This is a genomic window from Ottowia sp. (assembly GCF_046348305.1).
In the GTDB taxonomy this organism is placed as follows: Bacteria; Pseudomonadota; Gammaproteobacteria; order Burkholderiales; family Burkholderiaceae_C; genus Ottowia.
In genome coordinates, this window is the sequence record NZ_JAXMEM010000004.1 from 215013 (window position 1) to 229785 (window position 14773).

The following is a 14773-nucleotide window of genomic DNA, read 5'->3' on the forward strand; positions in this document are numbered from 1 at the left end:
TGCAAGGCAAGGCGCGACGACGCGGCAGGCTCGTGCCCGCAAGCAGGAGCAAGGGAGCAGCAAAATTCAGTGTTCATGCGGGTTTCCTTGAGCTGGCCAGCCGTCAACTGCCGTTTGCAGGATCACTTCTCCTTGGGCGCCGAGGCCGCGGGCAGGGCGCCGGCGGCCGGGTTCTTGATCGGCTTGACCTCGGGATTGTCCCAGCGGCCCGTGATCTCGAACTCGCGCGTGGCTGCCTGGATCAGCGGTTGCTTGAGCACCAGCTGCGCCACGAAGGCGCCCAGGCCGATGGCGGGGTTGATGATGGCGGCCGCCAGCGCGGCGGTGCCGGCGTCGATCTCGGGCACGACCAGCACGCGCAGGTTCTGCGTCTCGCGATCCAGATCGACGCTGCCGTCCATCAGCACGGCGGCGTTGACGCCCTTCATCTGCAGGTTGTGCGTGTTCAGCACGCCATGCTCCACCTGGGCATCGCCGCGCACGAAATCGAAGGCAAAGCCGGCGCTGAACACGTCGCGAAAGTCCAGCGTCAGCCGGCGCGGCAGCGCTTGCAGGCTGAGCACGCCCAGCAGCTTGGCCAGGCCCGGGTCGGCCTTGAGGAACTGGCCGGCGCCCACGTCCACATGCAACTGGCCGTCCATGCTGGCGTAGTGCGGCGAAAAGGGCGAGCCGACCCAGCCCAGCTTTCCATCGATCTTGCCCTTGCCGCCGCGCAGCACGCCGGCCATGCCAAAGCGCGCCAGCAGCGTGCCGGCGTCGCGCACGTCCAGGCTGAAGTCAAGCGCCGTGCGACGCCGATCGTCCGCGCTGCGCGTCGAGTGCGCGCCCGCCGGCAACGCCGGTGCGCGCGGCTGCGCGGCCCAGCGCCCGCTGGCGCTCAAGGTCGCCTCGGGCACGGTCAGCGCCAGCCGGTTGAGCTGCCACTCCTGCACGGGCGCGCCACCGGCGGCGCGCGCAGCAAGCACGTCGCGGTTGACGGCTTGCACCTCCAGCCGGCCCAGCTTCTTGCCATGCAGCTCGAAGTCATCCACCACCACGTCCAGCGCCGGGATACGCGTGGACGGCTGCTCCATCGCGCCGCCGTCGGCCGTGTCGCTCGCGCCGATGGCCAGGCGCGACAGGCGCGCATGCACCGCACCGGCGCTGCCGTCCGCTCCCTGGGTGTACTCAACGCGGCCGGCCAGCTCGCGCGCCTGCACCTGTGCGCTCCAGCGGGCGCCCTCGCGCGTGGCGCTCACGTCGACCGCGTGCAGGGTGCGATCGTCCACCCGCAGCGTGTCCACCTGCAGGGCCACCCGGGTGGGCAGGTAGTCGTCAGGGGCGGCGGGGGCAGGCGCCGTGGCACTCGTGGTGTTCGTGGCGGCCGGCGCACCGGTTGGTGCCGGCTCGCCCATGCGATCGAGCGCGCGCTCCCAGGCGTCCACGTCCAGCGTCGGCCACTTGAGCTGCGCCTGCACGCCGGCGGCGGGCAGGGCAGGCGCGGCAGCGGCCGCTTCACCCAGGGCCACCGCCCCCCGCAGCACGCGCGTTGGCGTGCCGGCGGTGCCTGCCTGGCGTTCATAGTTCAGCGCCAGACGATCGGCCACCCGCACGCGCAGGCGCTCGCGCCCGGCGCCACCTGCCAGCGGACCCAGCTCGACGCTCAGCGGCCAGGCCGCGTCCTGGGCTTTGTCCAGCGGCGCAGGCAGGGCCAGCGCCAGCCCGCGCAGGTCGCTGCGCACGCGCACGTCGGCGCCACCCTCGGGAAAGCCGATGACGGCCTCGTAGGTCGTGCTGCCGCTGGCCTGGCGCGCCAGCGTGGCCACCGCGGCCCACTCCGCCCCCCAGTCGGCACTTTGGCGCAAGCCCTCGGCGCTGGCGTTGCCGCGTGCCGTCACCTGCACCGGCACCGCGCCGGCAGCGGCACCGCGGAGCATGCCGCCCGTGATCACGGCGCTGCCGCCCAGCGCCTGCGCCCGCGCGTTGTCGATGGCAAAGCCGCTGTCCGAAAAGGTGACCGCGCCGGCCACCTGCGCCAGCGGCGGCGCGCCGGAAGCCAGGCGCAGCTCGTTGCCGGCCAGCAGCACGCGGCCCTGCACCTTGGACTGCTCGATGGACTTGATGGGCAAGTCCAGCTTCAGCTCCAGCGCGGCGTCGCCGCTGGCTCGCGCTGCATCCAGCGCATGGTGGGTGAACTGCGCCACCGGCGACTGCCGCACGATGTCCAGCGCCGCCGCCAGCGCGCCGCGCCCCTGGGCCTGCACCACCACGTCGGTGTGCTTGAAGTCGGCGATGTCGGCCTCGATGCCGTCGAAGCGCCAGCCCGGATGACCCTGCACCCGCGCCGCGCCACCGCGCACGCGCATGCCGGCGCCCTCGAAGATCAGCTCGCCCGAGAGCCCTTCCAGTGCCGGCCAGCTCGCCTGCCCCGCCGGTTGCAGGCGCTGGGGCACGTACTGCATCTGCACCCCGCTCACCGGCCCCGCGATGCGGAAGGTGCCGCGCTCGCCCGGCAGGTTGAAGGGCAGCTCGTGCAGCTTGCCCTGCACGCGCACCGCCACGTCGCGGCCGTCGCCCTTGCGGATGGCGTCGCGCACGTATTGGCGGGCCTTGACCGGCAGGCTGAGCGGCAGGTAGCGGTACACGCGCGCGGCGTTGACGCGGCTGAAGGCGCCCTGCAGATCCAGCACGCCCGGCAGGCGCGCGCCGCTGCCGTCCTCGGCCTCGCCGGTGTGCCAGCGGCCCTTGAAGCGGCCGGCGGCGTCCGCATTGGCCAGCTCCACGTCATCGGCCTGCACCTCGATGCGCTCGCCCTGCACGCGCCACTGGAGCTTGGCCGACAGCTGCGCCAGGGGAATGCGCGGCTCCTCGAACACGCCGGGAAACTCCAGCGCGCCGTCGCGCAAGCTCACGCTGGCGCGCCCGCCCGACGGCCCGGCCTCCAGTTGCAGGGCGACACCCTCCAGCCCCGGCACGCCCACGGGCACATGGCCGTCCGGCGCAGCGGCGCGCGTCTGCGCAGCCACGCGCAAGCCGGTGGCGCCGGCCTGCACCCGCCAGCCGGTGGGGGCCGCCAAGGGGCCGCTCCAGCTGGCGTCCACGCGCTCGATGAGGCCCGCGGCGCCCAGTTGCTCGGCGCGCTGGCGCACGTCGGCGGGCAGGGGCAGGCGCGTGGCGATGCGGCTCAGGGCCGCCAGGTCCAGGCGGTCGCCCAGCAGCGCGCCGCCATGGGTGCGGTGACTGAGCTGAAAGTTGCCGCCTGGCCAGGCGCTGCCGTCGGCGTCGGTGAATTGCAGGCCCTGCGTGCCCAGCTGAAAGCCGCCGTCCAGCGCGCGCCACACCAGACGGGTGCGCAACTGGATCAGGGCCAGCGGCGGCAGATCCGGCGCCAGCGTGGCCGTGGCGTCGCTCACCGCCACGTCGGCCGTGGCTTCGACGGGCATGCCATGCCGGATCTCGGCCCACACGCGCAGCGCCGCGCGGCCGGCCACCGCGCTCACGCCCCAGCGCTCGCCGGTATCGAGCAGCTGCGCCCAGGGCGCGGCCTCGGCGCGCGGCACGTTGGCGTAAAGCTGACCGTCCCAGCTTTGCCAGCGCCCGGCGTGCAGGGCCAGCAGCGGCTGACGAAAGCGCCCGATCAGCGTGAAGCGCTCGCCCCAGGCCTCCTCGGGCGTGGCGTCCAGCCGCAGCTGATGGCGCCGCAGGCCATTGCGCAGCACCCCGTCCACCTGCTGCCACTGCGCCGGCGGCCGCTCGGGGTGGGCTTCGTCCAGCCAGTGCACGCGCGCGCCGCGCACCGCAATTTCCTCTTGCGAGAACACCCAGTCCACGGCGCCGGTGTCGGCGGCCTTGTCGCCCGACACGTCGATGCCGCCGATCAGCAGGCGCCCCTGCGCCGTGCGCCGCAGCGTCAGCTCGGGTGCATCGATCACCAGCTGCTCCAGCCCGCCGCGCAACAACGAGGCCACCGAGAACACCACCAGCGCGTGCGGCACCTGCAGCGCGGGCTGACCGTCGGGGCCCAGCACGCGCACGTCCTGCACGGCAATGGCCGGCAGCAGGGCATTGGACTGCACCGTCAGTGCGCCAATGGTCACGGGTGCCCCCAGCGCCTGGCTGGCCCAGGCCGTCAGGCGCGGACGGAAATCGTCGATTCGCGGCACAATGAACCAGTGCAGCACGGCCCAGCCGGCCACGGTGGCCAGCAGCAAGGCCGCCACCGCGAGCACGGTCCAGCGCATCACGATGGCAAAAACGCGGATCAAGGAAGAACTCAAGAGCGTTTGATCAACAGACTACCGGGCCATGTTGGGAGACCGGCGGGCAACGCAGCCCGCCTTGCCGATGGCCGTGAAGGAAATTATGACCCGCGGGAAAAAAACACCCCCCAGTCTCCACTCGCTGCGCGATGTTTCGCCTTCCCAAAGGGGGCCGAGCCTGCGCACAAAAGGTCCGGTGGACCTTTTGTTGGCTGGCGAGGGGCCGGGCCACTGGCCCGGCGCGGCCTGCAGGGCTCGCCTGTGACCGGGGAAACCCCGACCCCGGCGATCGCGGTCGTGGCCTGCTCCGCGGCCATGGGGCACTTTGCGTTTCATCCGCTGCGGGTCGCGCGCAGCGCCATGGATAACTGACATGGCCGACCTGTCCACGGCACTCGACTTGCCCGCCGGCAGCCTGGCCGCCCATTCGCGCCTGGTGCAGCGCCTGCGCCGCCGCTATGCGGACGAGCTGCCGCTGCTGGCGCCCGGCGTCCCCAACGCGGCCACCATGGCCGACACCCTGGCGACCTTGCGCGCGCGCGGCCATGCCACCGGTGCGGCGCTGCGCATCCTGCGCCAGTTGGTGATGGAGCGCCTGGTGGTGCTCGATTGCGAGCAGGGCGCGCCGCTGCAAACCGTGACCACGGCCATGACCGAGCTGGCCGAGCTGGCGCTCGATGAAGCCTGCACCGAGGCCCTTGCCCAGCTCGATGCGCGCCATGGCGCCCCCTTGGTCGCAAGCGGGCAGCGCGCCCGGCTGTGGGTGGTCGGCATGGGCAAGCTGGGCGCGCGCGAGCTCAACGTCTCCAGCGACATCGACCTGATCTACGTGCACGACGAAGACGGCGAAACCACCGGCCGCCAGGACGGCGGCGGACGCATCTCGGTGCACGAATACTTCACCCGCGCGGTGCGCCTGGTCAGCACGCTGATCGGCGAGGTGACCGAGCACGGCTTCGTGTTCCGGGTCGACCTGGCGCTGCGCCCCAACGGCAATTCGGGCGCGCCGGTCAGCTCGCTGGCCACGCTGGCCGAATACCTGCGCGTGCAAGGGCGCGAGTGGGAGCGCTTTGCCTGGCTCAAGAGCCGCGTCGTTGCCCCGCGCGCCGCGCTGGCCGACGGCTCGGCGCAGGCGCTGCGCGCGGTGGTGCAGCCCTTCGTGTTTCGCCAGTACCTGGACTACAGCGTGTTCGACGCGCTGCGCGAGCTGCACCGGCAAATTCGCGACCACGCCAACAAGCGCAGCGCCGGACGGCCGGCGCGCGCCAGCGACGTCAAGCTCTCGCGCGGGGGCATCCGCGAGGTCGAATTCACCGTGCAACTGCTGCAGGTGGTGCGCGGCGGCCAGTACCCCGAGCTGCGCACCCGCCCCACGCTCACGGCGCTCGAGCGCATCGACCAGGGCGGCCTGATGCCGCACGAGACCACCGAAGCGCTGGCGCGCGCCTACGTCTTTCTGCGCCGCGTCGAGCACCGCAGCCAATACCTGGACGACCAGCAGACGCACCTGCTTCCCACCGCCGACGACGACCTGCTCTGGCTGGCGCGCAGCATGGGTTTTGCCGAGCTGTCCCCCTTCCTGCACGAACTCGACGCCCACCGCGAGGCCGTGGCCAGCCAGTTCGACCAGCTGCTGGGCGAGCGCACGCCGTGCAAGGCCTGCAAGCAAGTCGGCACCGGCGCGTCCACCGGCGCCGACGCCGAGGCCGACACCAAGGCCGACCTGAGCCGCCTGGCCGAGCGCACCGACAACGCCACCGTGCGCGCCGAGCTGCTGCGCTGGTGCCAGCTGCCCAACGTGCACGGCCTGCGCGACGGGGCGCGCCAGCGCCTGCTGCGCCTGGCCACGCGCACCCTCGACTGGCTGCGCGAGGGCCGCGTGAGCGAGACCGCCGTGCTGCGCTTTCTGGCCTGGGTGGACGCGCTGCGCCGCCGCCAGAACTACCTGGCGCTGCTGCTGGAGCGCCCCGCCGCGCACGAGCGCCTGCTGCGCGTGCTGGGCACCGCGCGCTGGCCCGCGCGCTACCTGATGCAGCACCCCGGCGTGATCGACGAGCTGGCCAACCCCGAGGTGCTGGCCGCGCGCTTCGACCCCGCCGCGCTGGAGCACGAGCTGCACGAGCGCCGCCGCGCCCTGGCCCGCGGCGGCGAGGATGACGAGGAAAACCTGCTCATCCTGCTGCGCCGCGCGCACCACGCCGAGGTGTTTCGCACCCTGGTGCGCGACGTCGAGCGCAGCATCAGCATCGAGCAGGTGGCCGACGACCTGTCCGCCCTGGCCGACGCCATCCTGCGCATGACCCTGCTGTGGTGCTGGCCGCTGGTGCGCCACCGCCATCGCGAGCAGCCCCGGCTGGGCATCATCGGCTACGGCAAGCTGGGCGGCAAGGAGCTGGGCTACGGCAGCGACCTGGACCTGGTGTTCGTGTACGACGATGCCGACGAGCGTGCCGCCGAGGTCTACGCCGCGCTGGTGCGCAAACTCATCACCTGGCTCACACTCAAGACCGCCGAGGGCGACCTGTACGAGATCGACACCGCCCTGCGCCCCAACGGTGGCTCAGGCCTGCTGGTGACCTCGTTCGACGCCTACGCCGACTACCAGCAGCAACGCGGCAGCAACACCGCCTGGACCTGGGAGCATCAGGCCATGACAAGGGCGCGGATGGTGCCCCCCGCAGTGACTGGCTCAAACAGCCCGCAGGCATCTGCGATGGAGCAGCGCTTCAACGCCGTGCGCCACGCCGTGATCACCGCCCCGCGCGACCACACAGCCCTGCGCGCCGAGATCACCGCCATGCGCGAGAAGATGCGCGCGGCGCACCCGGTGCCCGCCGGCCAGTTCGACGTCAAGCACAGCCCCGGCGGCATGATCGACGCCGAGTTCGCCACCCAATACCTGGTGCTGGCGCACACGCGCGAGCACCCCGAGCTGGAGCCCAACCTGGGCAACATCGCCCTGCTGCAGCGCGCCGAGGCCGCCGGCCTGCTGCCGACCGGCGTGGGCCACGGCGCGGCCGATGCCTACCGCAGCCTGCGCCACGCCCAGCACCTGGCGCGGCTGGACGAGCAGCCCCTCCAGGTGGCGCCCGAAACGCTGGCCAGCGAGCGCGCGGCCATCGGTGCGCTGTGGCGAGCCGTTTTTGGATGAATTCCTGAATTGATAGCTGCTTGCGCTTGCCCATCAAGCGCGGGCGGCCGGTTTTGTTTTCAAATCAGGGGCAGCTCACGGCCGCATCAACGCCTCGATCTCATCGGCCGCCACCGGCACGCCGCGCGTCATCAGCTCGCAGCCGGCCTCGGTCACCACCGCGTCGTCCTCGATGCGGATGCCGATGTTCCAGAACGCCTCGGGCACGCCCTCGGCCGGGCGCACGTACAGGCCGGGCTCGATGGTCAGCACCATGCCGGGGCGCAGGATGCGGCTGGGGCGGTCCTTGATGACTTCGCCCGACAGCGGATCGGTGCGCTCGCTCACCTGGCCCACCTCGCCGGGCTCCACATAGCTGCCGCAGTCGTGCACGTCCATGCCCATCCAGTGGCTGGTGCGGTGCATGTAGAACGGAAAGTAGGCGCGCTTTTCAATCACGTCATCCAGACTGCCGACCTTGTTGCGGTCCAGCAAACCGGTGTCCAGCAGGCCCTGCGCCAGCACTTTCACCGCCGCCTCGTGCGGCTCGTTGAAGCGCGCGCCCGGCCGGGTGGCCGCGACCGCCGCATCCTGGCTGGCCAGCACCAGCTCATACAGCGTGCGCTGCGGGCCGCTGAAGCGCCCGTTCGCCGGAAAGGTGCGCGTGATGTCGCTGGCGTAGCCGTGCAGCTCGCAGGCGGCGTCGATCAGCACCAGCTCGCCGTCCTTGATCGGCGCTGCTCCGGCGCGGTAGTGCAGCACGCAGGCGTTGGCGCCGGCGGCGACGATGCTGGTGTAGGCCGGAAACTCCGAGCCGTGCTGGCGAAACTCGTGCAACAGCTCGGCCTCCAGGTGGTATTCGCGCACGTCCTGGCCGGCGCGCAGCATGGCGCTGCTGCGCTGCATGGCGCGGATGTGCCCGCGCGCGCTGATCTGGCCGGCGCGGCGCATGATGGCCAGCTCGTGCGCGTCCTTCACCAGACGCATTTCGTCCAGCAGCGCGCAGGCGTCGCGCTGGGTCTCGGGCGCCAGCGCGCCAAAGCGCACGCGTGCGCGCACCTTTTGCAGCCAGCCGTCGATGCGCGACTCCAGACCCGGGTGCGTGGCAAACGGATACCACACGGTGCGGGTGTTCTCCAGCAGCTTGGGCGCCAGCGCGTCCAGCTCGGCAACCGAATGCGCGCCGTCCAGGCCCAGCGCGCCGGGCGCCGCCTCGGGGCCCAGGCGATAGCCGTCCCAGATCTCGCGCTCGGCGTCCTTGGGCTGGCAAAACAGCGTGGCGCGCGCGTCGGCGGCCAGCAGCAGCCATGCGTCGGGCTCGTCAAAGCCGGTCAGGTAATAGAAGTAGCTGTCGGGCCGATACGGAAAGTCGCTGTCGCGGTTGCGCGGCTGCACCGGCGCGGTGGGGATGATGGCGATGCCGCCGGCGCCCAGCTGGGCGGCCAGGCGGGCGCGGCGGGCGGCGTAAGGTGAGTCGATGCGGTTCATGCGCCCAATCATGGCACGCAGCGGCGCGCGGTGCGTGGCCCGCCGGCAAGATCAGGCGGCGAGGGCCGCGGGCGCGTTCAGGGTTTGCGAAGGAAGGCAGCCAAACTGCGCGCGGTACTGGGCGCTGAAGCGCCCCATGTGCACGAAGCCGTGGGCCAGCGCCACGTCGGTGACGCTGGCCGAGCGTCCCTCGCGCGCGACCGCTCGCAGCGCCGCATGGGCCGCCTGCAGGCGCTGGCGGCGGGCGTAGGCCAGGGGCGATGCCTCCCCATGGCGCTTGAACACGAGCTCCAGCGTGCGCGGGCTGACACAGGCCTGGCGGGCAATTTCCGCCAGCGACAGCGGACGGTCCAGATGGGCGTGAATGTAATCCTTGGCGCGGCGCAGGCTGCGCACCTCGACCGGCGCGCCGCCGCCGGGCGCATCGCCGGGGGCCGCGCCGGGCTCCAGCAGCAGGCAGGAAAAGGCGGTGAGCAAAAACCCCTCGATCGCCGCGATGGCGCTGGGGTGCGCCTGCCACTGCGCGCCAAAACAGTCGAGGTTGCGTGCCAGGTCCAGCATGGCCTGGCACCAGGCGCCCACCTCGGGGTCGCGGCGGCGGCGCGCCAAGGCCATGCGCGGCGGCGTGCCGGCGCCGATGTGGCCGTGCACCAGGTGGCTGGGCGCTTGCAGCAACAGCATGGTGCAGTCGCTGCTCCAGCGCATGCGGCTGGCCACGCGCGGGCGCAGCACGCTGAGCACCGACGCATCGACCGCGGCCTCCTCGCCATCGCTGCACAGCTGGGCGCGCCCGGCCAGGGGCAGTTGCACCAGATAGAAATCGCCGCGCTCGCCGGGGTCGATCTCCACCTCGGCGCCGTAGTGCAGCACGTTGATGGCCGACTGCCCCAGCGCCACGCGGTTGTGGCGCACGTTCAGGCCACGCGTGTCGCCGCGCAACGCCAGCCGATGGGGCGAAAACACGTCGCCCACGCGCTGGCGCGCTTCCTCGGCCGAGCGCGAGCGAATCAGCGGGTACGAATCGAGCAGGCGGCAGGACGTCGCGGGCGCGAGCATGGTGGGTGTGCCGGGGTCGGGTATTTACTTTAGGCGTCAAGTATCGGCGAAGCAGCGCGGCCGGATCTCAGTGTTTTCCCTTGGTTTGCTGGGGCCTTATCGCAAAACGGACAGGGGTATTCGCGAATTGGCTTGCGAGCGATGGCTCCTTGGCCTCAGCATCGCATCACATCTGGCGGGCAGCTCGGCCCGTCGGCGTTTCACCCGACCCACCCGGAGACAAGCATGAGCACATCGCTGACCCAATTTGCCCAGGACATCGCCTCGAGCGCCCTCAAGATCGTCGATCTGACCCACACGCTCTCGCCCGACTTTCCGCCCCTGGTGCTGCCGCCGCAGTTCGGCCAGGTGTGGGCCTTCAAGCAGGAGACCATCAGTCATTACGACGACGCCGGCCCCGGCTGGTACTGGAACAACTTCTCCTGCGGCGAGCACACCGGCACCCACTTCGACGCGCCGGTGCACTGGATCACCGGCAAGGACCACCCCAACAACAGCGTGGACACCATCGACCCCAAGGCCTTCATCGGCCCGGCCTGCGTGATCGATTGCAGCAAGGAAGTGGCGGCCAACGCCGACTTCAACCTGGATGTGCCGCACCTGGAAGCGTGGGAGGCGAAGCACGGCAAGATTCCCGCCGGCGCCTGGGTGCTGTTTCGCACCGACTGGAGCAAGCGCATCGTTGATCCGGCCAGCTACGTCAACATGAAGGAAGACGGCGCCCACACCCCCGGCCCCACGCAGGCGGCGGTGGAATGGCTGGTGAAGCGCGACGTGCGCGGCTTTGGCGTGGAGACCATCAACACCGACGCCGGCCAGTCCTACGCCTGGCCCGTGGCCTACCCCTGCCACACGCTGATGCACGGCGCCAACAAATACGGCCTGCAGTGCCTGACCAACCTGGACCAGCTGCCGCCCACCGGCGCCGTCATCGTGAGCGCGCCGCTGAAGATCAAGGGCGGCTCGGGCAGTCCGCTGCGCGTGCTGGCCTTGATCCCCTGACGCAATGCGCGCGCGGCGCTGCCCGCCGCGCCCTGGTGATTGGCAAGGAGAAGTGAAATGGCTGAACGTTCATTCGCCAAAGAGGTCGAGCAGTTGCGCGTGCCCGCCGGCACCGAGTTTCGCGGCGAGGGCATTCTGGCCGTCACCAAGGCGCTGCTGGAGTGCGGCGTGGGCTACGTCACCGGCTACCAGGGCTCGCCGATCTCGCACCTGATGGATGTGCTGGCCGACGCGCAGCCCATCCTGAAGGAGCTGGGCGTGTACTTCGAGCCGGCGGCCAGCGAAGCGGCCGCGGCGGCGGCGCTGTCGGCCTCGGTCAACTACCCGGTGCGCGGCGCGGTGACCTGGAAGTCCACCGTGGGCACCAACGTGGCCTCGGACGCGCTGGCCAACCTGGCCTCGGGCGGGGTGCTGGGCGGGGCGCTGATCATCGTCGGCGAGGACTACGGCGAGGGCTCTTCCATCATGCAGGAGCGCACCCACGCCTTCGCCATGAAGTCTCAGATGTGGCTGCTCGACCCCAAGCCCACCCTGCCGGCCATCGTCCAGGCCGTGCACCACGGCTTTGCGCTGTCGGAGGCCAGCAACACGCCGGTGATGCTGCAGCTGCGCATCCGCTCCTGCCACCTGCATGGCAGCTTCATCACGCAGCAAAACCAGCGCCCGCAGTTCTCGCTCAAGCAGGCGCTGGAGCACCCGGTGCGCGACGTCAACCGCATCGTGCTGCCGCCGGCTTCCTTTCTGCACGAGAAGGAAAAGATCGAGCAGCGCTGGCCGGCCGCCGTCCGGTACATCCAGCAGCACCAGCTCAACGAGTTCATCGACGGCGAATTCGACGACGTGGGCATCGTCATGCTGGGCGGCATGCACAGCAACACCCTGCGCGCCTTGTTGCAGCTCGATCTGGCCGACCTGTTCGGCGCATCGCGCGTGCCGCTGTACATCCTCAACGTGGCCTATCCGCTGGTCGAAGACGAAGTGCTGCGCTTTTGCACCGGCAAGAAGGCCGTGCTGATGATCGAAGAGGGCCAGCCCGACTACCACGAACAGCACCTGAACACCATCCTGGGCCGCCACCGCGCGCCCACCGCCGTGCACGGCAAGGACGTGCTGCCGATGGGCGGCGACTACACCGTGGACGCGCTGCGCAAGGGCCTACGCGCCTTCCTGGAGCAAAACTGCCCGCGCGCGCTGGAGCGTCAGGTCTCGGCCAGCGTGTCGCGGCGCAAGGAAGCCAGTGACAACGCCGCTGCGCGCGCCGCACCGGCGATCGAGCTGCCGGCCGACGAGGCCGCACCCGCCGTGCCCGAAATCGCCAGCGCCATCGGCCAGCTGCTGCCGCCGCGCCCGCCCGGCCTGTGCGTGGGCTGCCCCGAGCGGCCGATCTTCTCGGCCTACAAGCTGGTGGAGCAGGAGCTGGGCGTGCACCACGTGTCCTCGGACATCGGCTGCCACCTGTTCCAGATCATGCCGCCCTTCGAGATCGGCGCCACCACCATGGGCTACGGCCTGGGCGCCAGCAGCGCCTCGGCCTTCAACGCCGGCGGCCAGCTGGGCGCGGCCAAGAAGGCCGTGGCTTTCATGGGCGATGGCGGCTTTTGGCACAACGGTCTCACGTCGGGCATCGGCAACGCGGTGTTCAACCGACAGAACAACGTGTTCGTCATCGTTGACAACAACTACTCGGCGGCCACCGGCGGGCAGGACATTCCGTCGTCGCGCAACACCAACCCCAACCGCAGCACCCTGCACCCGATCGAGCAGGCGGTGCGCGGCGTGGGCGTCACCTGGGTGCGGCTGGTGCCGCGCACCTATGACGTGGGTCAGATGAAGCAGGCGCTGCACGACGCGCTCACGTCGACCGAGCCCGGCCCCAAGGTGGTGATCGCGCAAAGCGAATGCATGCTCAACCGCCAGCGCCGCGAAAAGCCGCTCAAGGCCAAGGCCATCCAGGCCGGCGAGCGCGTGCTCAAGGAGCGCTTTGGCGTCGACGCCGCGGTGTGCTCGGGCGACCACGCCTGCATGCGCGTGTCGGGCTGCCCCAGCCTCACGCTGGCGCCCAGCGGCGACGCACTCAAGCCCGACCCGGTGGCCAGCGTGGACCAGGACTGCGTGGCCTGCGGCCACTGCGGCGAGGTGGCCGACGCCGCCGTGCTGTGCCCGTCGTTCTACAAGGCGCACAAGGTGAACAACCCCACGGCATGGGACCGTTGGCTGGCCGGCCTGCGCCGTGCCGGCGTGGGCTGGCTGCAAGGGCGCAGCGAGCGCCAACGCGCCGCGCGCCAGCTCTACGCCCCCACCATTGACGAGGTGCGCGCATGAAGCCCCGCATGATCACCGTGGCCATCATGGCCCTGGGCGGCCAAGGCGGCGGCGTGCTGCAGGACTGGATCGTGCAGCTGGCCGAAGACGCCGGCTGGACGGCGCAAGCCACTTCGGTGGCCGGCGTGGCGCAGCGCACCGGCGCCACCATCTACTACGTCGAGATGGTCGAACCCACGCCCGGTCAGGTGCCGGTGCTGGCGCAGATGCCGGTGCCGGGCGAGGTCGACATCCTGATCGCCGCCGAGCTGATGGAAGCCGGCCGCGCCGTGGCGCGCGGCCTGGTCACGCCCAACCGCACCACCGTCATCACCAGCACGCATCGCACCTTCGCCGTGCAGGAAAAGGTGCAACCCGGCGACGGCGCGGCCGACAGCGCCCAGGTGCTGGAGCTGCTGCGCAAGGCCGCGCGCCGCGTGGTGGCCGACGACATGCAGGCGCTGGCGGTCAAGCACCGCAGCGTGATCTCGGCCAGCCTGTTCGGCGCCCTGGCCGGCTGCGATGTGCTGCCGTTTCACCAGCAGGACTTCGAGAAGGTGGTCGAAGGCGGCGGCAAGGGTGTGCAGGCCAGCCTGGCCGCCCTGCGCGCCGGCGCCGAACTGGCGCGCACGCGCCCCATGCCACCGGCCCTCGTGGCACGCAACGAGGCCATGAAAACCGCCCCGCGCCCCCTGCCCGACAAGGCCGCCAGCCCGGCGCTGGCGCCACTGCTGGCGCGCATCCGCAAGGAGTTTCCCGAACCCGCCTGGCCCTGGCTGGGCGAGGGCCTGGCGCGCGTGGTCGACTGGCAGGACGTGGCCTACGGCGGCGAATACCTCGACCACGTGGCGCGCTTTGCCCGGCGCGACCCGGCGCCCGCAACGGCCGACTTGAGCATTGCCGCCGCCCACTGGATCGCCGTGGCCATGTCCTACGACGACGTGATCCGCGTGGCGGGCCTGAAGACGCGCGCCGACCGATTCAAGCGCATTCAGGGCGAGGTCGATGCCAAGACGGGCGACGTGGTCGGCATGGAGGAATACTTTCATCCCCGCCTGGAAGAAGCCATGGGCCTGCTGCCCACCGGCTGGGCCGACTGGCTGGACCGCTCGCCGCGCCTGAAGGCCTGGCTGGGCCCGCGCCTGAACAAGGGGCGGCGCATCCAGACCCATACCTTCAAGGGCCACCTGCAACTGCACATCATGGCCGGCCTGGCGCGCTGGCGCCGCGGCAACCGCCGCCACGCCGAGGAGGTGGCGCACTGCCAAGCCTGGCTGGCCGTGGCCGAACAGGCGCTGGACGGGGGCGACGCGGCACTGGCGACCGAGGTGCTGCGCTGCCGCCAGCTCATCAAGGGCTACAGCGACACCCACACGCGCGGCACCGGCAAGTTCGACCGCCTGATGCTGGCCGTGCCGCAGCTCAGCGGCCAGAGCGAGGCCGGCGCCACCCTGGCCAGCCTGCGCGCCGCGGCGCTGCTGGACCCGAACGGCAAGGCCCTGGGCGAACGCGAGGCGGCGCTCGGGCTTGCGGTGGCACGGGCTGCCTGACGCCCATC

The 14773-nt window shown here is 71.3% G+C and carries 7 protein-coding genes; 4 read left to right on the forward strand and 3 right to left on the reverse strand.

Annotated features, from left to right (window positions below; genetic code table 11):
• Positions 1-122 precede the first annotated feature (122 nt).
• The gene (locus U1F38_RS05205; RefSeq protein ID WP_409985992.1) at positions 123-4256 is read right to left on the reverse strand and encodes a YhdP family protein; all 4134 of its coding nucleotides are present in this window, start codon (positions 4254-4256) and stop codon (positions 123-125) included.
• A 355-nt stretch (positions 4257-4611) separates the two neighbouring features.
• Between U1F38_RS05205 and glnE the strand changes: the two genes are divergently transcribed.
• A complete protein-coding gene (gene glnE, locus U1F38_RS05210; protein WP_409985993.1) occupies positions 4612-7389 on the forward strand; it encodes a bifunctional [glutamate--ammonia ligase]-adenylyl-L-tyrosine phosphorylase/[glutamate--ammonia-ligase] adenylyltransferase in 2778 nt (925 codons plus the stop codon).
• Positions 7390-7464: 75 nt separating this feature from the next.
• Here the strand turns inward: glnE and U1F38_RS05215 are convergent, their stop codons facing one another.
• Positions 7465-8868: an aminopeptidase P N-terminal domain-containing protein gene (locus U1F38_RS05215; RefSeq protein WP_409985994.1), complete on the reverse strand. Its 1404-nt coding sequence runs from the start codon at positions 8866-8868 to the stop codon at positions 7465-7467.
• Between the two features lie 39 nt (positions 8869-8907).
• The gene (locus U1F38_RS05220) at positions 8908-9912 is read right to left on the reverse strand and encodes a helix-turn-helix domain-containing protein (protein WP_409985995.1); all 1005 of its coding nucleotides are present in this window, start codon (positions 9910-9912) and stop codon (positions 8908-8910) included.
• 225 nt (positions 9913-10137) lie between these two features.
• On the opposite strand from U1F38_RS05220, the gene U1F38_RS05225 reads away from it, so the two are divergent.
• Genes U1F38_RS05225 through U1F38_RS05235 form a run of 3 tightly spaced genes read left to right on the forward strand, consistent with a single transcriptional unit; the run spans position 10138 to position 14765 of the window.
• The gene (locus U1F38_RS05225) at positions 10138-10914 is read left to right on the forward strand and encodes a cyclase family protein (protein WP_409985996.1); all 777 of its coding nucleotides are present in this window, start codon (positions 10138-10140) and stop codon (positions 10912-10914) included.
• Between the two features lie 57 nt (positions 10915-10971).
• The gene (locus U1F38_RS05230) at positions 10972-13236 is read left to right on the forward strand and encodes a thiamine pyrophosphate-dependent enzyme (RefSeq protein WP_409985997.1); all 2265 of its coding nucleotides are present in this window, start codon (positions 10972-10974) and stop codon (positions 13234-13236) included.
• On the forward strand, positions 13233-14765 hold the full coding sequence (locus U1F38_RS05235) for an indolepyruvate oxidoreductase subunit beta family protein (RefSeq protein ID WP_409985998.1): 1533 nt from the start codon (positions 13233-13235) through the stop codon (positions 14763-14765). The genes U1F38_RS05230 and U1F38_RS05235 overlap by 4 nt, the downstream gene beginning before the upstream one ends.
• Positions 14766-14773: the final 8 nt, after the last annotated feature.

Excerpts from the sequence above, each read along its gene's own strand:
- U1F38_RS05225 (WP_409985996.1), top strand. The coding sequence starts at position 10,138 with ATGAGCACATCGCTGACCCAATTTGCCCAGGACATCGCCTCGAGCGCC.
- U1F38_RS05230 (WP_409985997.1), top strand. The coding sequence starts at position 10,972 with ATGGCTGAACGTTCATTCGCCAAAGAGGTCGAGCAGTTGCGCGTGCCC.
- U1F38_RS05215 (WP_409985994.1), bottom strand. The coding sequence starts at position 8,868 with ATGATTGGGCGCATGAACCGCATCGACTCACCTTACGCCGCCCGCCGC.
- glnE (WP_409985993.1), top strand. The coding sequence starts at position 4,612 with ATGGCCGACCTGTCCACGGCACTCGACTTGCCCGCCGGCAGCCTGGCC.
- U1F38_RS05235 (WP_409985998.1), top strand. The coding sequence starts at position 13,233 with ATGAAGCCCCGCATGATCACCGTGGCCATCATGGCCCTGGGCGGCCAA.
- U1F38_RS05220 (WP_409985995.1), bottom strand. The coding sequence starts at position 9,912 with ATGCTCGCGCCCGCGACGTCCTGCCGCCTGCTCGATTCGTACCCGCTG.